Source organism: Acinetobacter sp. AOR34_HL (assembly GCF_027854795.1).
GTDB lineage: Bacteria > Pseudomonadota > Gammaproteobacteria > Pseudomonadales > Moraxellaceae > Acinetobacter > Acinetobacter junii.
Genome location: NZ_JAKTID010000005.1, coordinates 1 through 19,435, shown reverse-complemented (window position 1 = coordinate 19,435; position 19,435 = coordinate 1). Strand labels below are relative to the sequence as shown.

At 38.4% G+C, this 19,435-nt stretch carries 25 protein-coding genes and 1 pseudogene; 12 read left to right on the top strand and 14 right to left on the bottom strand.

Annotated elements, in window-relative coordinates; all coding sequences use genetic code 11:
* Positions 1–355: 355 nt before the first annotated feature.
* Positions 356–1,837, top strand: coding sequence for an Ig-like domain-containing protein (locus MKL32_RS00555; protein WP_204379284.1), 1,482 nt, complete (start codon positions 356–358; stop codon positions 1,835–1,837).
* A gap of 59 nt (positions 1,838–1,896) precedes the next feature.
* On the opposite strand, the gene MKL32_RS00550 is transcribed toward MKL32_RS00555, so the two are convergent.
* Entirely contained in the window at positions 1,897–2,232 is a 336-nt protein-coding gene (locus MKL32_RS00550; RefSeq protein ID WP_204379283.1) for a TIGR01244 family sulfur transferase, read from the bottom strand.
* A 122-nt stretch (positions 2,233–2,354) separates the two neighbouring features.
* On the opposite strand from MKL32_RS00550, the gene MKL32_RS00545 reads away from it, so the two are divergent.
* The 4 genes and pseudogenes from MKL32_RS00545 to MKL32_RS00530 all read left to right on the top strand — a co-directional run bounded on the left by MKL32_RS00545 (position 2,355) and on the right by MKL32_RS00530 (position 4,653).
* On the top strand, positions 2,355–3,251 hold the full coding sequence (locus tag MKL32_RS00545) for an alpha/beta hydrolase (protein ID WP_004906487.1): 897 nt from the start codon (positions 2,355–2,357) through the stop codon (positions 3,249–3,251).
* Positions 3,252–3,674, top strand: a complete 423-nt coding sequence (gene trxC, locus MKL32_RS00540) for a thioredoxin TrxC (protein WP_125318826.1) — start codon at positions 3,252–3,254, stop codon at positions 3,672–3,674.
* Between the two features lie 18 nt (positions 3,675–3,692).
* Positions 3,693–4,115: an acyl-CoA thioesterase gene (locus MKL32_RS00535; RefSeq protein ID WP_039047703.1), complete on the top strand. Its 423-nt coding sequence runs from the start codon at positions 3,693–3,695 to the stop codon at positions 4,113–4,115.
* Positions 4,116–4,163: 48 nt separating this feature from the next.
* Positions 4,164–4,653, top strand: a pseudogene (locus tag MKL32_RS00530) (GAF domain-containing protein).
* Positions 4,654–4,691: 38 nt separating this feature from the next.
* Here the strand turns inward: MKL32_RS00530 and MKL32_RS00525 are convergent.
* The 3 genes from MKL32_RS00525 to MKL32_RS00515 form a co-directional block, all read right to left on the bottom strand.
* A complete protein-coding gene (locus tag MKL32_RS00525; protein ID WP_270900045.1) occupies positions 4,692–5,123 on the bottom strand; it encodes a nuclear transport factor 2 family protein in 432 nt (143 codons plus the stop codon).
* A 138-nt stretch (positions 5,124–5,261) separates the two neighbouring features.
* On the bottom strand, positions 5,262–5,756 hold the full coding sequence (locus MKL32_RS00520; protein WP_204379282.1) for a DUF4442 domain-containing protein: 495 nt from the start codon (positions 5,754–5,756) through the stop codon (positions 5,262–5,264).
* Between the two features lie 14 nt (positions 5,757–5,770).
* On the bottom strand, positions 5,771–6,259 hold the full coding sequence (locus MKL32_RS00515) for a YajQ family cyclic di-GMP-binding protein (RefSeq protein ID WP_004637859.1): 489 nt from the start codon (positions 6,257–6,259) through the stop codon (positions 5,771–5,773).
* A 90-nt stretch (positions 6,260–6,349) separates the two neighbouring features.
* Between MKL32_RS00515 and MKL32_RS00510 the strand changes: the two genes are divergently transcribed.
* Positions 6,350–6,664: a rhodanese-like domain-containing protein gene (locus MKL32_RS00510; protein ID WP_204379281.1), complete on the top strand. Its 315-nt coding sequence runs from the start codon at positions 6,350–6,352 to the stop codon at positions 6,662–6,664.
* 78 nt (positions 6,665–6,742) lie between these two features.
* On the opposite strand, the gene mnmC is transcribed toward MKL32_RS00510, so the two are convergent.
* Genes mnmC through MKL32_RS00490 form a run of 4 tightly spaced genes read right to left on the bottom strand, consistent with a single transcriptional unit; the run spans position 6,743 to position 10,105 of the window.
* Positions 6,743–8,653 (bottom strand): FAD-dependent 5-carboxymethylaminomethyl-2-thiouridine(34) oxidoreductase MnmC, encoded by a 1,911-nt coding sequence (mnmC, locus tag MKL32_RS00505; protein WP_204379280.1) that lies wholly within the window; start codon positions 8,651–8,653, stop codon positions 6,743–6,745.
* Between the two features lie 12 nt (positions 8,654–8,665).
* Positions 8,666–9,163 (bottom strand): hypothetical protein, encoded by a 498-nt coding sequence (locus tag MKL32_RS00500; protein ID WP_151825827.1) that lies wholly within the window; start codon positions 9,161–9,163, stop codon positions 8,666–8,668.
* 3 nt (positions 9,164–9,166) lie between these two features.
* Positions 9,167–9,469, bottom strand: coding sequence for a YciI family protein (locus MKL32_RS00495; RefSeq protein WP_004906511.1), 303 nt, complete (start codon positions 9,467–9,469; stop codon positions 9,167–9,169).
* Between the two features lie 24 nt (positions 9,470–9,493).
* Entirely contained in the window at positions 9,494–10,105 is a 612-nt protein-coding gene (locus tag MKL32_RS00490; RefSeq protein WP_004906514.1) for a septation protein IspZ, read from the bottom strand.
* 45 nt (positions 10,106–10,150) lie between these two features.
* Between MKL32_RS00490 and MKL32_RS00485 the strand changes: the two genes are divergently transcribed.
* Complete coding sequence (locus tag MKL32_RS00485; protein ID WP_042893224.1) at positions 10,151–11,002, top strand: PHP domain-containing protein; 852 nt, start codon at positions 10,151–10,153, stop codon at positions 11,000–11,002.
* Between the two features lie 7 nt (positions 11,003–11,009).
* On the opposite strand, the gene MKL32_RS00480 is transcribed toward MKL32_RS00485, so the two are convergent.
* Together MKL32_RS00480 and radC are read right to left on the bottom strand one after the other, a co-directional pair.
* Positions 11,010–11,921: a bestrophin family protein gene (locus MKL32_RS00480; RefSeq protein WP_004906518.1), complete on the bottom strand. Its 912-nt coding sequence runs from the start codon at positions 11,919–11,921 to the stop codon at positions 11,010–11,012.
* A 38-nt stretch (positions 11,922–11,959) separates the two neighbouring features.
* On the bottom strand, positions 11,960–12,700 hold the full coding sequence (gene radC, locus MKL32_RS00475) for a RadC family protein (RefSeq protein ID WP_004960941.1): 741 nt from the start codon (positions 12,698–12,700) through the stop codon (positions 11,960–11,962).
* Between the two features lie 110 nt (positions 12,701–12,810).
* On the opposite strand from radC, the gene coaBC reads away from it, so the two are divergent.
* From coaBC to MKL32_RS00455, 4 genes are all read left to right on the top strand, one after another.
* The gene (gene coaBC, locus MKL32_RS00470; RefSeq protein ID WP_004906522.1) at positions 12,811–14,067 is read left to right on the top strand and encodes a bifunctional phosphopantothenoylcysteine decarboxylase/phosphopantothenate--cysteine ligase CoaBC; all 1,257 of its coding nucleotides are present in this window, start codon (positions 12,811–12,813) and stop codon (positions 14,065–14,067) included.
* A 156-nt stretch (positions 14,068–14,223) separates the two neighbouring features.
* Positions 14,224–14,601 (top strand): cytochrome b562, encoded by a 378-nt coding sequence (locus MKL32_RS00465; RefSeq protein WP_005403663.1) that lies wholly within the window; start codon positions 14,224–14,226, stop codon positions 14,599–14,601.
* Positions 14,602–14,805: 204 nt separating this feature from the next.
* The gene (locus MKL32_RS00460) at positions 14,806–15,648 is read left to right on the top strand and encodes a methylated-DNA--[protein]-cysteine S-methyltransferase (RefSeq protein ID WP_204379279.1); all 843 of its coding nucleotides are present in this window, start codon (positions 14,806–14,808) and stop codon (positions 15,646–15,648) included.
* On the top strand, positions 15,635–16,243 hold the full coding sequence (locus MKL32_RS00455) for an alpha-ketoglutarate-dependent dioxygenase AlkB family protein (RefSeq protein WP_204379278.1): 609 nt from the start codon (positions 15,635–15,637) through the stop codon (positions 16,241–16,243). The genes MKL32_RS00460 and MKL32_RS00455 overlap by 14 nt, the downstream gene beginning before the upstream one ends.
* Positions 16,244–16,293: 50 nt before the next feature.
* On the opposite strand, the gene secB is transcribed toward MKL32_RS00455, so the two are convergent.
* From secB to rsgA, 4 genes are all read right to left on the bottom strand, one after another.
* Positions 16,294–16,752: a protein-export chaperone SecB gene (secB, locus tag MKL32_RS00450; RefSeq protein ID WP_004906530.1), complete on the bottom strand. Its 459-nt coding sequence runs from the start codon at positions 16,750–16,752 to the stop codon at positions 16,294–16,296.
* A gap of 15 nt (positions 16,753–16,767) precedes the next feature.
* Positions 16,768–17,028 (bottom strand): glutaredoxin 3, encoded by a 261-nt coding sequence (gene grxC, locus MKL32_RS00445; RefSeq protein WP_004774456.1) that lies wholly within the window; start codon positions 17,026–17,028, stop codon positions 16,768–16,770.
* An 11-nt stretch (positions 17,029–17,039) separates the two neighbouring features.
* The gene (locus MKL32_RS00440) at positions 17,040–17,456 is read right to left on the bottom strand and encodes a rhodanese-like domain-containing protein (protein WP_004955555.1); all 417 of its coding nucleotides are present in this window, start codon (positions 17,454–17,456) and stop codon (positions 17,040–17,042) included.
* Between the two features lie 95 nt (positions 17,457–17,551).
* Complete coding sequence (gene rsgA, locus MKL32_RS00435) at positions 17,552–18,610, bottom strand: ribosome small subunit-dependent GTPase A (RefSeq protein ID WP_270900044.1); 1,059 nt, start codon at positions 18,608–18,610, stop codon at positions 17,552–17,554.
* A gap of 124 nt (positions 18,611–18,734) precedes the next feature.
* On the opposite strand from rsgA, the gene orn reads away from it, so the two are divergent.
* Entirely contained in the window at positions 18,735–19,289 is a 555-nt protein-coding gene (gene orn, locus MKL32_RS00430; RefSeq protein ID WP_005403665.1) for an oligoribonuclease, read from the top strand.
* Positions 19,290–19,435: the final 146 nt, after the last annotated feature.

Here is a 19,435-nt window from a genome sequence, read left to right as displayed (position 1 = left end):
TCAGCATTGAATGTAATTATCCAGTTGCTAGGTGGTATAGGCCTATTCCTTTTAGGCATGTCTCTGATGACGGATAGCTTAAAAGCAATCGCTGGCGAAGCTCTACGACAATGGTTAGTTAGATTTACAAATTCTCCGATTTAAAAAATAGATTTTAAAAATTTGGTCAGAAATTAAATAAAAGTGACAATTATTATCTTTTGCTAAAATTTCCTTAATTAAAATGTGACCTAGTTCATCTAAAGCTTGGTTCAAAATTAAATTTTATTTACACCAAATCTAGAATATGGTTTCATTACCCATATTTTTTAATAATGAAGAAAATTACATTCAAAATGAACATAGGGGAAATGGAATGTTAATGAATAAAAAGCAACTAAAGTTAAAATTATCTGCGATTACGATATCTGTTTTATTAGCAAGTTGTGGTGGCGGTGGGGGATATTATGGTTCAAATGATAACGATTCAAGTGGCGAGTCTGGTGGCGGAGATACAGGTGGTGAAGTCGTTACCCCTACAGTTACGGCAACTGGTTTGAAGATTGAATTAGATAAATTAGCAATTGCAGCGACAAACGGACAGTTAATAGTAACGGTTCGTGCTTTAGATACTAATAAAGGTGGTGTTGCTGATGCTCCAGTTACTTTATCAATCATAGACCCAACTGATAATGTGATCAATACAGGGCTTTCTAAGCAACAAACGGATGAATCAGGAAATGCTGTTTTTGTTTTAAAAACACCTGCTACATCTACAACCTTGTCTGATTTAATTAAGAATGGTTTTAAAATTGTTGTTTCAACAAACGATAGCAAATTAAGTCAAGAACAAACAATCGCTGTTACGGGTGCAGATACAACTACTGGTTCAGATACTACGAGTATTGTATTATTTGATGCAACTAAAACATCTTTGAATGTCCGTGGAGATCAGACCACAGTAACATTGACTGCGGTTGATGCAAATGGTGCTACTTTAGCAAACCAAGCTATTTCTTTAAAAGTAAAGAACTCTGCCTTAAATGGTGTTAAATTCACGCCTAATGCTTCTCAAACTGATGAAAATGGTAAAATTACTTATACATTATCGTTTACAGAAGCACAAAGATCTTCAAGCTATACTGCAGAACAGTTCATAGCTGATGATTTAGTATTTGAAGCGAATTTTGGTCAGTCAACAAAAGTCTATACTTATAAACTAGATATCGTAAATTCAGTGGTACCAAAACCTGTGGGGGCAATCTCTGTAGCGTATAACCCAACTAAGATACAAGATTCGGAAAATGGCGTCTACTATTACCAAAATGTTTCGGTACAAGTGACTGATGTAGATGGTAAGCCATTAGCGAATCAAGATGTCGTTATGGGTGTTAATGCTTTAACCTATAATAAAGGTTATTATGCATTTTTTGATACGGATACTCCACCTGATGGTAAAGCTGATGAATATTTACCTGCTGTGATTACTCAATGTGTTACACCATCAATTATTGTTAACAGCGATGGTAAGCAAGTTAATCAGTTAAAACCTGTAAAAGAAGGGCAAACTGTACAAGTTGTATCGTTTATTAATTCTGAAGGTACACCTGCTACAGATAATAAATACACAACTGATGCAAATGGTCGTTTTGATCTAAAAATCCAGTATCCTAAAATATATGCAGGATATTTAACTGTACAGTTGTTAGCGGATTCAATTGTAAGTGGTAAATCGATTAGTGGCTCAACAAGTTTTTCTCTCAGCTATTTAGCAAGTGATGTTGATATAGCGAATGGAATAGCACCAAACTTGACAAGTCCATATGGTGTCTCTTCAAATTGTTTAGATGGTCAATAATTTATAGTTAAATAAAAAACGGCTTTCGAGCCGTTTTTTATTTGCCGATAATTTAAGATTTAATCATACAATAAATCCATTTGTTTAGCTAATTGATATAAGTTATTTGAACGATTACCTGTGCGGCAGAACATTAAAACTGGTTTTGGTAATTCATTAAAATGATTAGCAAAAGTACGAACATCTAACTCAGTCATTTGACCTGATACAACGGGTTGATATACATAATCAAGACCTGCTGAACGTGCTGCTTCTTCTATTTGAGCACTAGTAGGTTGTTCTGGCCCGCCTTCCATATCAGGACGGTTATTGATGATTGATTTGAAGCCTTTTTCGACGACTTGCTCAACATGTTCAGGACCGATTTGACCTGCAAAACCAACATTTTCTGACATCTTGTCACTCCAAAAATAAACAAAACATTTTATGCTCTATCATAGCATTAAGCTTGATCTTGAGCTTAAATGTCTATAGTAAATACATGATGATAAGCAAAAGATAACGCAATGGAGCGCGCATGCACACCTATACAGTTGAGCCGTTGTATGTTCCTAGTGGTGATGAAACGATTGCTGCTGATTTTTATCTACCGAAATCCAACATAAAACCAGCCGTTATTATTATGGCGCATGGTTTTGCTGGATTACGTCAGTTTAAATTAATTCAGTATGCGCAGCGTTTTGCACAAGCGGGTTATGCTGTTATTTTATTTGATTATCGTTATTGGGGAGGGAGTACTGGGAAACCTCGAGAGTTGATCTCTTTAAGTGCTCAATTAGATGATTGGAAAACCATAGTTCAGTATGCATCAAATTGTAAATATATTGATAGTAGACGTATTATCTTGTGGGGAACCTCATTAAGCGGCGGTTATGCTTTAAGTTTGGCTACAGACTTAAAAAACATTCAGGCAATCATGGTTCAAGTTCCGTATGTTGATGGTGCTGAAACAGCGAAACTTTATCCTTTGCAACGCTATCCTGAAGCATTAAAGCGATCAAGCCAGGATTATATGGGCTCAAAAATGGGGCTTGCACCTAAAACACTGCCTGTTGTTGATCAATACAAGCTTTGTTTTTTACCTACATCTGATAGCTACTTTGGATATCATTCAATAGTGAATCCTGATTATTATTGGAGTGGTGAAGTTCCAGCACGTGTATTTTTTAATTTGATGCGTTATCGCCCAATCCAATTTGTACGAAAAATTAATATTCCTGTTTTATTCATTGCTGCTAAAAATGACACTTTAATTCCAATTCAGTCTAGTCGTGAAGCAGCGACCAATATTGCGCCATTTGTCACGTATCATGAGTGGGATATTAAACATTTTGATATTTATCATGGTTCATGGTTTGAAAAAGCAGTCACAACCCAATTAGAATTTTTGCATCAACATATTGGAGTGATGTAAATGATTATAGTCTGTAGTTCATGTGGTGCAAAAAATCGTGTGCCAGAAGAGAAATTAAGTACGCATCCAAGTTGTGGTAAATGCCATCAGCCATTATTACCACAACAACCTATTGAATTGAATGAACAAAATTTCAGTAATTTTATTTCTAATACTGATTTACCTGTATTGATTGATTTGTGGGCAGAATGGTGTGGCCCATGCAAAATGATGGCTCCACATTTTGCTCAAGTTGCAACCCAAAATCCATATGTGATTTTTGCAAAGATTGATACAGAAGCAAATCCAAGATTGAGTGCAGCATTTAACGTACGTAGTATTCCAACTCTAGTGCTGATGAACAAAACAACTGAAATTGCTCGAGTGAGCGGAGCATTACGTGCACCTGAACTTCAGCAATGGCTACAACAACATTTGAAGTAACATCAAGAGATATTTGATATGACTGAGCGTTTGAACCATCCTGAAGGCACGCTTTCTTTGCAAACGATTGCAATGCCTGCTGATACTAACTGGAGTGGTGATGTTTTTGGGGGATGGATTGTATCTCAAATGGATTTGGCTGGTGCAATTCACGTCGAGCGCTTCAGTAAAGGTCGTTGTGCAACGATTGCAATTAATCAGATGACTTTTTTAGTCCCTGTGAAAGTCGGAAATGTGATTAGTTGCTATACAAAAATCTTGAAAGTTGGTAATACTTCGGTTCAAGTACAAATTGAAGTATGGAACAGTCATGATGATTCGCGTGAACCAGTGCGAATTACTGAAGGGGTGTTTACCTTTGTTGCGGTCGATGTAAAGGGTAATAAACGTCAAATTTCAGAAGAAGTTAGACAGAAATTTACAGCAACGCTATCGGTTTAAGCGTATTTGCTTGATACGATTAGGGAGTTATCTCGTTAGGATTCAAGCATGGCTGAAGAGCTCATTTTGCAACAAGGCGATAAAGCCGAACAATATCAAAGTATTATCCCTCAGATTAAAGCAATTGTTGAGGGTGAGCCTGATCTGATCGCTAATCTTGCAAATATTTGTGCTGCAGTGAAACAGCAATTTGGTTGGTTATGGGTTGGTTTTTATTTGGTTAAGCAAAATGAATTGGTATTAGGTCCATTTTCAAGGACCAATTGCCTGTACTCGTATAGCGAAAGGTCGTGGTGTATGTGGTACAGCATGGCAACAACAACAAGTTATTATCGTTCCTGATGTTGAGTTGTTTTCAGGACATATTGCATGTAGCTCAGCGTCTAAATCAGAAATCGTATTGCCGATTATGCAAAATAAGGAATGTGTTGGTGTACTAGATATTGATAGTGATGAACTCAATCAGTTTGATCAAGTCGATGCTAAATATCTGCAGCAAATTATTTCTATTATTGAAACATCAATTTCTCATTCATAAAGGTATAGCCCAAATGGATTTGGGCTATACCTTTATAGCTAGAACATGGTATTACTGTTTTTACTTTGCTCTGGGATGTTTTGAATCACATCCCAATGCTCGACAATTTTCCCATTTTCAACACGGAAAATATCAATAATCGCTTGCTCCCGATCTGTATCATTTTCAGTTGAATGAACATGTAGAACAACTAGGTTTTTTTCAGCAATCGCTTTTTTAATTACATTTTTTGCTGCTGGATTATTGCTAAATTTCTCCGTAAAGAAGTTTACAAAAGGTGCTTTGCCATCGGGAACATTCGGATTATGTTGAATATATTGGTCGCCAATATAGCGATCAGCATGTGCTTTAACTTGGTGTTTCAAAAAAACACCTTCATAAAAGTCCACGACAATTTTCTTATTTTGTTCTGATAGCTCATCGGAGAGAGTTTGGTGCGAGCTGTTAAGATGAGTCGTATTGGATGGAATAGAAGAACAAGCAGTAATGATAGTCGTCAAAAATATGATGGGAATAAAGTAAATTTTTTCATAATATCAAGCCCAAGAAACAAAACGGTATTTGTATCTTGGGCTGAGTAACTATCTAAAAGAAGTTTAGATCAGTTATTATTTTTTACGTTTGGGTAACCAAGCCCAAAGCATTTGGCAATGGATCGGTTCATTTGCAGAATCATCAATGACCGTAACAGGAATCAGTAGCTCGCCTTTTTCATTATTTGCAATGAACTTTTGTTGATCAGCAGATAATGTTGCAGTTGCAGTTAAACCGCCTTGTGCGACTTTTAAATAATCTACATGTAAAGATTTGATCAATAAAATGCGATCATCAGGTACATGTAAACCTGTTAAAAATCCAGTTGCTGTCTCAGCTAATAAAGCCATAGCTGCGGCGTGTACACCCTTAATATGATTTTGCATATTACGTTGGTTTTCAATGCGAACAGTCACATGATCTTTATCTACTTCTAAATAGCGTATGTTCGCTGTTCCTACCATCGGAACAACATGACCAAATGCTTTGCTCCATAAGGTACTACGGATACCTTTAGGGAATTTAGAAGTGGTTTTAACTAACGTATAAAGACGGTTATCTTTTGCCATAGCGAGCCTATTGCTTAGTCTTTGAAATTATTAAATTGCAGTGGCAGACCAAATTGTTGTTCACGTAAAAAATTCATGACTTGTTGCAACGTATCACGTTTTTTATCAGTGACGCGGATTTTGTCTCCTTGGATAGAAGATTGCGCTTTGATACCACTTTCTTTAATGGCTTTATTAATTTTTTTTGCAGTATCTGAGTCAAGTCCATCTTTGAGTTTGATCACTTGTACTACATGTTTACCTGATGCAGTGGCTTTTTGTGGATCAAGCGCTTGTACATCAACCTTACGTTTATAGAAATGATTTTCAAGCATGGTATAGACTTGTTCACATTGGAAATCACTTTCAGTCGAGATTTTAATCTCTTTATTTTTCTCATTTAACTCGATCGAAACGTCTTGTCCGCGAAAGTCGAAACGTGTACCAATCTCTTTTTGCGTGTTTTGTACCGCATGATTGACTTCAAATAACTCTAATTCAGAAACAATATCAAAAGAAGGCATGGTTAGACCTTTACAAAGGGAAAGAATATTTGAGATGCTAAGGGTGTTTTCTTCATTTGCCAAGTGTTGTTTACATCAAAGGAGTGCGCAATGATCCGTAAACAAGAAATTACAACATTTGAGTTCCCAGAGGACGCGATCATTTGGGATGTCCGAGATACCAAAGTGTATTCAGAGGCTCATGTCAAAGGGGCAGTAAATCGTCCTATTGCTGAATTAACTGCGGATAGTTTGACTCAAATTGCAGCGGATCAGCCGATTTACATTTTATGTGGTGGTGGCAGTAAAGCACCCAGAGCAGCCGAACTTTTAGAAGGTCTAGATAGTTCACGTGAATACGTCGTTTTGATGGGAGGTACTCGTGCAGCACGTGATGCTGGTTTACCTCTTGTAGAAGGTGTGTAAATGAAAAAGTTTGCCAAAATACATTTGTGTTTTGGCAAACTCAAAAATAAATCAAATTCTCGATTTAAAATTTAAAAACTACATTTGCTTCGAATAATACGGTTTTTTCACTTTTACTTTTTTTTGGAAACGTAACGGATTCAATTTACTTAGTAAAGATTGTGGAGCTGGACAAAGCTCACCCAATACTAATGCAGCTAAAATCTCACTGCATAATGGTGCAAATAAAAATCCTTTAGAACCTAAACCTGCAAAAGTATAAATTTCAGTGTTTGATTCCATTTTCCCAACCAAAGGAAAATAGTCTGAACTCTGCGCCCGAATAGAAGCACGACCATGCCACATGTCGATCGATGGAAGTTGTTCAGCATATTGTGGGAAGATACTGTGGATAAGTTCGTAGTTATGCACATGGTCTTCAGCAAGAACATCACTATCGTCACGGTTAGGGTAGAAGGATGCACCTAAAATCAATTGAGAGTCATCTAACTGCATACAATAACCACCATAGCTATAAGCCTGATCCAAGACCAAAGGCTGTATGGTGTTATTTACCCAACTGACCTGCCCTCGAATAGGCTTCAATACAGGATAGTTTTCAAATAAGGCAGCACTTTGTTTTGCACAACATACGATGACGTGATCTGCTACCGAAATTAAGTCCTCATCTTGCCAAATTTCTGTTTGCGTTGCTTTTGGTCTAAGACGAGAAACTTTGGCTTTTTTTATGCTGATATTTGGATGTTTTAAAATCTCATCACGCAATACATGAGGAGAAACTGCACCAGCTTGCTGCAATATCAAACTTGGATAGTTGGTTTCGATTGTTTGATTGAGAGAAGAATGAGCTGTCCCGAAAACTGATTTAGGATATTGTTGTTCTAGTCCAAGTAGCTCATCGGCATTTTTTATTGCGATCTGTTCTACTTGGATTGCACGGAATGCTTTAAATCGTGAATAAAAGTTTAAAGCATGCTGCCAGCTTAGAGTCATTAAATGTTCATGAGCTTGATCAATTGGACACAGCTTAGGATTGAGTAACGCAAGAGGATTACCAGAAGCACCTGAAAGTGGTTCATTTTGCTCGAAAATCATTACTTGGTGTCCACGCTGAGCAAATGCCCATGCGGTGGTCAAACCTGCTATTCCAGCGCCGATAATGGCGATTTGTCGCTGCTTTAGTTGCGTTGTTTCAGGTAATGCTGCTGGAAGCTCTTGGAGCAGCTCAGCCTCTGGATTTTCCTGATCTGAACAGTCTAGCCAAATGGCTTTTAACATTTCTCGTTTGTGACCAAAGCCTCTAGGTCGGCTGATTTGGATCCCGTGTTGTTTTAGTCCGCGTTTAAGAACACCTGCAACGCTGAAGGATGCAAAGGTCGTTCCGTACTCGGATAAGCGCACAATATGATTTAATACATTTTCTTGCCACATATCAGGGTTACATGAAGGCGCAAACCCATCGAGAAACCAAGCATTGACTGATTGTGTTTTTGGGATACTTGGGAAAATGTCCTGCGCATCACCGAGCCATAGATCGATGCTAAATCGCTCTTCGGGAAAACTCAGGCGATGACAACCTGCAATCGGTAATGGGTATTGTTGTACTAGTTTATCTGCAAGAGGTTTAAGTTCATCCCAAACACTAAGCGCACGTATGAGATCAGCTTTACTGAGAGGGAATTTTTCAACACTGATGACATGTAAATGACTGTGATTATCAGGGCGAACACTTTGCCAAAGTTGCCAAAGGGTAAGAATATTGAGTCCTGTACCAAAACCCGTTTCACCTACACAGAAATACTGAAAGTCACAGAGTTCTGATAACCGTGTACTAAGATCATTTCCATTTAAAAACACATGGCGTGTTTCGAGTAAACCGTTATCTTTAGAAAAATACACGTCGCCAAATTTTTTAGATATGGGAACTTCGATACCATCAACAAGTTCCCAATCTAATTCAGCTGTTTGAAGTTTTAATGTTTGTAACATGAAGATTGATATTTACCACTGACGACGACGTTTGGTGTAGACATAACTTGCGATAAAGAAACCTAAAATTACCCCGACAGCAATCGTCATAGCGCCATATAAAAACATCTGAGCACTGCGTTCACTTTGCAGAACTTGGACTTGTACAGTCAAGTTATCATTTTTTAATTGCAATTCTTGGTTTTGAGACAGAGCTTGCAGATTTGCATGTTCAAGTTGTTTCAAGCGTGTTGCTTGATCTTGAATCATAGCTTTGACTTTTGCATCTTGTTGTTGTTTGGCTTTTGCAATTTGTTCCGCAGTCAACGGCTTAGGCGCTGTAGCCGTTGTTGTATTGTTTGTGGAGCCGCCTGTTGTTGCTGTTGCAGGTTTAGGTTGTACAGTTGCAGGTGTAGTAACGGGTGTTGTAGGCGCAGCCGCTGTTGGTGCTGATGGCGTTGTTGGTTCAACAGCCCAAGTCGTTGAACTGAGTAAACATAAAGCGAAAAAGCTTCTCACTGAAACTTGCATGATTTACCCTTTTGGAAAAGCTTTGTTGAACAATTTCACTTCGATATCAGCATATATCCCTTCTTTTAAGAACGGTTCATCTTGGATCCATGCATCGAGAGCTTCACGACTATCAAATTCGACAATAATCGTGCTACCTAAGAATCCTGCTTGAGGATTGTTTGGGTCTTTAGGATGAGCGCCCGCTGCGATCAGACGACCTTCATCATCTAATTTTTGTAAGCGTTCTAAATGTTGAGGTCGAGTTGCTAAACGTTTTTCTAGAGTACCTTCACGATCAGTACAAGTCAGCACAAAATAGGGCATAGCTGTAGCTCAATAACTTTAAATTTAGTCTGTGGTTTTAAAATGCTTTCTTAAGCAAAACAGTATAACAGCAAGGTAACTGATAGAAACGATAATATCGCCAAATGCGGTGAATTCGCCCCAATATTTGCCTTGCATAAAGATAAAACCGAAGAAAAAATGTAGTGAGGCTAATAAGAAGAATTGCCCACACCAAGCCCAGTTTAAACGCATCCAACCTTGAGGACTTAACTCAAGTAACGAACCTAATAATTTTTGGATAATTGGCATCCGTTCTTTATTGAATAAAGGTGTGACTAAGAACCCGATACCTATTCCAATATTGATGATGACAGCTTTCATTTTAATGTAAGTTACATCACTGAAAATTAAAGTGATTCCTCCAAAAATAATGGACATTACCACAATAAACCATTGCATCTTTTCCAGTTTGAATTTTTGGAAAAAGAACAAACAGCCATAAACCACTAAGGTTGAAATAAGAAGCGCACATGTTGCAACAAGAATATGATTTTGATCAGTATTTCCTGCGCTACCCACCAATTGGAGAAGGGGATGTTGACTATCTTTAGGATCGGTCGTTTTATAAAAGTAGAAGAAGATAATCAGCGGAAGGTAGTCGAGCAACGCTTTCATGTTACAGTACGATGATGAAATAGGTCAGATAGCATAATACAAACCATGTTCGGTGTCGATTTACATACACATACTCACATTTCTGATGGTACGTTCTCTCCTGAGCAACTGGTACAGGCTGCTGTCGATTTGAAAATCCATATGTTGGCTGTAACTGACCATGACACTATGGATGGTTTAAGCTCTGCACGAAAGTATGCTCAAGATCATGATATTCAGATTATTTCTGGTGTTGAAATATCGAGTCAGTGGTCAAGACCAAACACGAAAAAAAGCTATGGTGTGCATATCGTGGCGCTGAATATGCAAGATGAAACACCGATCCAAGCTATGCTTGAAAATCAGAAAAAAGTCCGTGCGGAACGAGCTAAGGTCATCTGTGACTTATTAGAGAAATGTATTGATTTTGATATTTATCCAGATGTAATTGCGAAGGTTGATGGGCAAGCAGATCGAGTGACCCGAACACATATCGCTAAAACATTGGTAGAGAAAAATATCGTTAGTCGTCCACAGCAAGCATTTGACCGTTTCCTAAAAGAAGGAAAAAAGGCTTTCGTAAAATTTGAAGGATTAGGCTTAAAAGATACCATCGATGTCATACATGCGAGTCAGGGTTTTGCTGTATTGGCGCACCCAACGCGCTATGATTTATCTGCGACGAATATCAGATATTTAATTGAATTATTTGCCGAGGCGGGAGGAGATGCAGTGGAATTACCTCCAAGTATAGAACCGGCTTCGACACGTCAAATGGTTGATCGAATGATTCAGCAGTTTGATTTAGCTGTTTCGATAGGCAGTGATTTTCATGGGGAAAATATGCCGTGGATTAAACTGGGTAATACGCCACGAGTAAAAGAAGGGCAAATTGGAATTTGGGATCGTTTCCAATAATTCTACCTTATAATAAGTTGTGATCATGTGCCTGTATGGGCGGTGGAGTAGGTCTGCCCAGCGTGCTTAACAGTTCAATTTCAATTGAACGCACCATCGCATCTAAAGGTAAGTCATTGCTTTGTGTCCCAAATGGTTCTTCAATTTCTGTGCTCAGCGCATCAAGTCCCAAAAAGGTATAAGCTAAAATTCCGACTAAGAGCGGTGTGACTAAACCAAGTAAAGAACCTAAGCTAAATGGAAGCATAAAACAGAAAAAATAAACAGTTCGGTTCAATAAGACCGAATAAGCAAAAGGAATAGGGGTATTGGCAATACGATCACAACCCGTTTGCATCTCACTTAAAGCTGCGACATGACGGTTCATTTGCGTATAAATGACATCGGAAATTTCACCGTCTTTCAGCGCTTGCAGTAATTCCCATTGAATTAGACTTAGTGTGTATTGCGGAGCATTATGTTGTTGGTAAAGCTGATTCAAAGCTTGCTGACTCAAACCGCTGGTTTCGGTCAGTTCAGTTGGGTTGGCTGTTTGGTGGCGTAATCGATCACGCAGCACATTCGCAAAAACAATCACATTTTGAATGATTCTTTCACGTCTGGCTTGTGCCAACACTCGACAATCTCGATCAAAATGACGTGAAGTCGCAATTAAAACACCCCAAAGTTTACGCGCCTCCCACCAACGGTCATAACATGCCGTATTTTTGAAACCTAAGAAAATCGACAGTACAACGCCGATCAATGTAAAACCAACCAATGGAATTTCAGGAAAACGATATAGGTCAATATATTCAACTCCGCCAATAATTGCAGAGATCAACATGACAAAACCTAAAGAGGGTAAAATTTTGGGTAAAATCGTCCCGCGCCATGAGAATAAAACTTTAAAAATGCTAGGCTGGTCGCGGACAATCATGTTATTTGAATCATTAATTTTATCTGTTGATGTTCATGTTAGATGGGCGCTTTGTCAAGATCAGATTGCTTGATTTTAATAGGGTTGAGTAGTTGTTGTTCAGTAAAAGAAAAATAGCCATCAGGTGAAATAATAAAGTGATCAATCAAATGAATTTCAACTAATTTACAAGCTTGTTTGAGTTGTTGAGTAAAGTAGATGTCTTCATTTGACGGTTGAGCTATTCCGTAGGGATGGTTGTGTGCAACGACGATTTGACAGGCTTGTTGTTGAATTGCGTAGCGTAGGGTCTGATTCAATGAAACGCTACATGAATGCTGCGAACCGTAAAATAGTTTTTTGAAATGAAGCTTCCTCAGTTCTGCATCTAAACACAGAACAGCAAACACTTCTTGTTTTTCACCTAGAAGTTCATAACGTAAATAATCCAAAACCAAAGAAGAATGATCTAAACATAGTCGTTGTTGATGAAAATAGTTATTCAAATAACGTCGTCCTAATTCTTTGACTGCCATGAGTTGCGCATATTTGGTTGACGCGATGCCATTAAATTGGGACAAGTCTTCTAACGAAGCATCAAAAATTGGGTTCAATCCTCCAAAATGCTGAATCAGGATACGAGAAAGTTCAACAGCTGAGTGTTGTTTTGAGCCAGAGCGGAGAAAAATCGCTAGTAGTTCAGCATCCGATAAACTTTGAGGTCCTTGCGAGAGTAAACGTTCTCTTGGTCGTTCTTGTTCGGGCCATGCTTTAATGGATTGTTTTATGGATTGATTCATTTTTATTCACATAATTTTTTTATGATGATAATTTTTCCAAGTGCATCACTTGGGTATGGTGATATTTAATGATATTGTGAGCGCCACTGCAACAGAAAGGTACCCTGTTTGTGAGCTTCGATCTAAGTGTAATTCCACATAAAAACATTATATTAGCGGTTACGGGTGGTATTGCTGCCTATAAAAGTGCCATTTTAGTACGCCGTTTAAAAGATTTTGGTTTCGATGTCCGCGTGGTCATGACACATGGCGCACAAGCATTTATCACACCTTTAACATTTCAAGCCTTGTCAGGGAATCCTGTACATACTGAGCTACTCAACCCTGAAGCAGAAGCAGGTATGGGACACATCGAGTTGGCGCGATGGGCTGATTTAGTGTTAGTCGCTCCAGCAAGTTGTGACACGATTGCGAAATTTGCCAATGGTTTGGCAGATGATTTGCTCAGTACATTATATTTAGCGACGAAAGCACCTGTTTGGGTTGCACCTGCTATGAACCAACAAATGTGGGCAGCAAAAGCAACGCAACGCAATCTACAAACTCTGGTTGAAGATGGTGTACATGTCATTATGCCTGATGCTGGTGAACAAGCTTGTGGAGATGTTGGTCTAGGTCGTATGCCTGAACCTGAAGATTTAGCTAAACAAGTTGCAGCTTATTTTCATAAAGCGCAGCGTGCAATTGCTGAGAAATTTGGTTTACTCGCTGGCAAGCGTGTCACGATTACAGCTGGACCAACGCGCGAAGCAATTGATCCTGTCCGTTATATTTCTAATCACAGTACAGGAAAAATGGGTTTTTCTTTGGCAGCAGCATGTTATGCGGCTGGTGCAAAAGTCACTTTAGTTGCAGGTCCTGTCAGTTTAGATACACCAAATGGTGTTGATAGAATTAATGTGAAATCTGCTATGCAAATGCTTGATGTTAGTATGAATCAGCTCAAAGAAGGTTGTGATATTTTTATTGCAACTGCCGCTGTTGCTGATTATCGAGTTGCTGAAGTTGCGGAACATAAAATTAAAAAGTCTGGAGATGAACTTGCAGTTTCATTGGTTAAGAATCCAGATATCGTAGCGACCATTGCACAGCAACAACAGCGTCCATTTATGGTGGGCTTTGCTGCTGAGACGCAAAATGTTGAAGAATATGCTGCAGGTAAATTGGTTGCTAAAAAACTAGACATGATCGCATGTAATGATGTGTCTCGACCTGATATTGGTTTCGCTTCTGATGAAAATGCAATGACAGTATTTTTTGCTCAGTCATACCATATGGAAAAGCGTGAGTTAGAGAAAGCGTCAAAGCAAGAGATTTCGCAACAGTTGGTAGAAGCAATACATGATGCTTTACTACAGAAGTCGTAAATAAAACAGTTTTACTTTTAATTAAAATGCAACGAAATCGTTGCATTTTTTATGTATTCTAAACTTACGTCGTCATCTGACCTATAAGCACAACTGTGTGCGATGTCAGCCTGTACGTGAACTCAATTATAGCCACAGTTTTGATAGGACATCCTGATGATTAAAAAAACTTTAGCCACTGCACTTATGTTGTCATGTTTTAGTTTGAGTAGCCCAGTTTTTGCTGGTGGTTTATCTGATGATATGAAAGTACTCGGTAAAAACTATAAAGCATTCAATCAGGCTGAAAATCCACAGGCGGCAACAGCTGCTTTAAATAATATGCGTGCAGCAGCAGTCCATTCAAAACAGTATAAGTTGGCCTCACATTCAGCTGAAAAAGTTCCAACTTCAACAGCATTATTTGAGCAAATTATTGTTGAAATTGATAAGGCAAAAGCACTTGTTCAAGCAGGTAAGTTAGACGAAGCAAAAAAACAAGCGAAGAAAATTGCAGATTTACGTGATCAAGGTCATAAACATTATATGCATTAATTTATTGGGATTTAGATCAATAAATCTAAGCGTGTATTGTTAAGTCGAGCCAGTAGTTTAGTGATAAAACTGTACGTATTAAGCGTGCAGTTTTTTTATGCGCATTCATTTATATTGAATGAAAAAATAAACTGAGCATGATTCGGATTTTCATCAAATTTCTAAATTGATACAGTGAAACGATGAATGATGAGAGCTAATCCTATGTCCTCACAACAACATTATCAGCGAATTGCAGAAGCGATTGCTTATATACAGAACAATTTTCAAAGACAGCCGCAGCTTGATGAAATAGCAGCACATATTCATCTTAGTTCAGCACATTTTCAGCGCTTATTTACTGAGTGGGCGGGTACCAGTCCGAAGAAATTTTTACAATATATCAGCATTGAACATGCAAAGAAGGTTCTGAAGCAACAGCAGGGCAGTGTATTTGATGCAACATTTGCTACAGGATTATCGAGTACCAGTCGACTACATGATCTTTTTATTCAAATAGAGGGTATGACACCTGCTGAGTATAAATATGGTGGGCAGCATTTAACGATTAATTATCAGTTTTCTGAAACACCATTTGGTCAGGTGTTGATTGCATCCACTCAGAAAGGCATTTGTACACTTCGATTTGTAGAAAATACAGCTGAAGCATTAGCACATTTAAAAGAGCAATTTCCTCATGCAATGTATATTGAACAAGTTGACGCTTTTCAAGAAGCTGCACTGAAGTTTTTTCGGCAGGATTGGGAACAACTCCCGATGATTAAATTACATCTCAAGGGCACACCCTTTCAATTAAAAGTTTGGCAGAGCTTACTCAAAATTCCAATGGGTCAACTTTCGACTTATGGACAACTTGCCCAAATGATTGATCATCCCAAAGCAGCTCGTGCTGTTGGAACAGCAATTGGTCATAACCCGATTGCATTTTTAATCCCTTGCCATCGGGTGATTCAGTCGACTGGCGCTATCGGTGGATATGAGTGGGGAACAGTTCGTAAAACAGCTATTATTGGTTGGGAGGGTTCGCAGACTCATGCAATTATTTGATATTGAAGCAGATCCAACAGTGAACTATTTACCCTACGAGGGGACTGTTCATTATTATGGTAAAGTTTTAAGCAGTTTAGAAGCAGATCACTATTTCGAAATGCTTATGAAGAATATTGCATGGGAAAACGATCAGGCGATTATTTTTGGTCGAAAAATTATAACTAAAAGAAAAGTCGCTTGGTATGGTGATCGAGGCTTCGAATATACGTATTCCAACATTAATAAATATGCTTTGCCTTGGACTATAGAACTGATTGAGTTAAAAACCTTAGTCGAAAAATTAACAGGTGAAACATTCAATTCTTGCTTGCTCAATCTTTACCATTCTGGAGAAGAAGGGATGGCTTGGCACAGTGATGATGAAATCGATCTTATCAAAAATGGTGCAATTGCTTCTTTAAGTTTTGGAGCAGAACGTAAATTTGCGTTTAAACATAAACAAACCAAAGAAAAAATTGATGTGTTTTTAGAACATGGCAGTTTATTAGTTATGAAAGATACGACACAGACATATTGGTTACATCGTTTACCGCCAACCAAAAAAATATTTACACCACGGATTAATCTTACCTTTAGAACGATTGTTGAGTAATAAAAAAAGGACTGATATTCAGTCCTTTTTTACAGCTATCGCAATAACGATTATGCTTGACCTTGAGCATCTGCATCCGCTTGTAAGCGTTGCATGTTTGCTTCAAATTCTGCATCAAAGTTAATTGGTGTAAGTAACAATTGTGGGAAGCTACCCTTAGTTACTAAATCATTTACCGATTCACGTAAGAACGGGAACAAGATATTTGGGCAGTAAGCACCTAAGATATATGGAAGGCGGTCTTCTTCAACGTTATCAACCAAGAAGATACCTGATTGAGTTACATCAACGATAAACGCCGTTTCATTTTCATTTGTTGCTTGAACTACAACTTTTAATGATACTTCGTAATGATTTGGGTCAATTTTTTCTGCAGCAGAAGATAAATTGATATTGAGTTCTGGTTGCCATTGTTTTGTAAATACTTGCGCGCCAGGAACCTCAAAAGAAATATCTTTAGTATAAATACGTTCTAATGCAAGTTGTGGTTGAACTTGTTCTTCGCTCATTGTTTTTCCTTAAAGTTAAGCTAATAATTGGTCGAGTTTACCTTCACGCTCTAAAGCATAAAGTTGATCAAAACCGCCAATGAATTGGTCTTTGATAAAAATTTGAGGCACTGTACGGTGGTTAGTACGTTGCATTAACTCAATACGAACTTCAGGTGCTTCATTTGAAAGATTAATTTCTTTAAAAGCAACGCCTTTACGCTCAAGTAATTGTTTTGCACGTACACAGTATGGGCAAGACAGCGTTGAGTAAATTGTGACGTTTGGAGTTGTCATCTTATTGCTCCTTAAGCTTTGGTTTTACTTTTAACTAAGGGTAAGCCTTGAGCTTTCCAGTTGCTGATACCACCATCTAGACGATAGCTATCTGCATGCGCAACTTTTTGCAATGCTGCACCCGCAACTTGACCTAAGTTACAGATAAATACCAATGGACGATCACTTGCTTTTAATTCATCTACATGACTTGTGATTTGGCTATATGGAATGTTACGGCTACCGCTGATGTGACCATCACGGAAATCTTTCGCATCACGAAGGTCAATCAGCATGGCATTTTTTGCTTTAACCAAAATACCGAGTGATTGCGGTGAAATTTTACGACCATTACGTTGTCCTTCTAAAACAAAGAACAACACGATCAATACGCCGAGCGCACCAAATAAGAAGGGGTGATTCCCCATAAACTCTAACCAGCGTTCCACAAGTCACCTAAAGTTAAAATCAAAATTGATCCTGAGTATAACGTATCTCTATGGTGATCAAAATCCTTAGTTCAAGGGGGAATGATCGAGAAAAGTTAACTTTTTTGTTGTGCTTCTTGAATTTCATCAATGAGGCGTAAATAACTGTCAAGACGGCGCTGTAGGATTTCACCTTGATCAACTGCTTGTTTCAATGCACAATTTTTCTCATGCGTATGGGTGCAATTACGGAATTGGCAGAGACCAAGATGTGATTCAATTTCAGGAAAACCTGTGCGAACTTTTTCTAAATTTAGATGCCATAGTCCGAACTCACGAATCCCAGGAGAATCAATCAATGCGCCGTTTGATCCAAATTTAATCAGACGTGTTGAAGTCGTGGTGTGTTGACCAAGGGCTGAGTTTTCTGAGATTACATTGGTTTTCTGTGCTGCATTTGGGACGATGGTATTGATCAATGAGCTTTTACCCACACCTGATTGCCCTACAAAAGCCACAGTTTCCTTGTCCAAGCGTTGAGCAAGTTCAGTCAAATCACCTTGTGATTGGCAGATCATGGTTTCATAACCCAAGGCTTCATATTCACTGAGTAAATTTAGAATAGGATCATTTTCAGTGAGTAAGTCTGATTTGTTGAGTACCAATAATGCAGGAATATTGGCATCAGCACAGGCAACCAAATAACGATCAATCAATGTTGGTGCAGGTTCTGGCAATGGTGCAAATACAATCACAATCAGACTAATGTTTGCTGCCACAGGCTTAACCTTATGATATCGGTCTGGGCGAGTCAGTAGAGATTGTCTAGGATAGATCGCAGTAATGATTCCTAAACCTGTATTTGGATCTGCTTGCCATTTGACGCGATCACCAGTGACCAATAATTCGAGATTGGTGCGAGTATGGCAACGCCAAACACTATCCAATTCAATTGGTTTCCAGAAAGGTTCAGGCTCACCATCTTGAACATCAGGTTTTTCTGGATGTTGATCAGGTACAGAGAGTGCTTGTACTTCGAGTTGACGACCATAATGCTGAACAACTAGCCCATCCAAATCTTGTGACGTGTCAATGTCGTCTTGACGAGATTTGTGCTGTTTCTCAATACGACGTTGCTGTTGTTCGGTTAAGCGACGTTTACGAATTAAAGCCATTCATGTCCCAAAAAATCCATACATTTAAGACCGCAAAAATAGCATGAAGCCACTATAGAATTACAGCCAAGAAGTAATTAATTTGCTACTATTGATGTTTTTAAGCACTTTAGAATCACGATCTATGAGCAGCACCCCAGATACACGATTAATTTGGATCGACCTAGAAATGACAGGTCTGGATACGGATAACGATAAGATTATTGAAATCGCAACAATTATTACTGATGATAATCTTAATATTCTTGCTGAAGGTCCTGTTTTAGCGGTTCATCAATCAGATTTGATTCTAAACGCAATGGATGAATGGAATACCAAGCAACATGGTCAATCAGGTTTAATTGAACGTGTACGCCGTAGCAAATTGTCTGCGCAAGATGCAGAACAGCAAACACTTGAGTTCTTAAAAAAATGGGTGAATCCAAAATCATCCCCAATGTGTGGTAACTCAATCTGCCAAGATCGCCGTTTCTTACACCGCCTGATGCCTGAACTTGAACAGTTCTTCCATTATCGTAATTTAGACGTATCTTCAGTCAAAGAGTTGGCGAAACGCTGGAGACCTGAAATTATGAGTGGCTTAAAGAAAAATGCCTCACATTTGGCGATGGACGATATTCGTGACTCAATTGCTGAATTAAAATATTACCGTGAATATTTTTTTATTATGAATAAATAACTCATGGCTTATCTTTAATAATGATGCCATTGAAATATAAAAGGAGCTTCGGCCACTGCTGTCCCACAAATATCACAAGAAGAACCTCAATTGAGGTTCTTCTTGTTTTCGCCATTTTTTATCAGGCACAAAGAGTGACCTTAAAA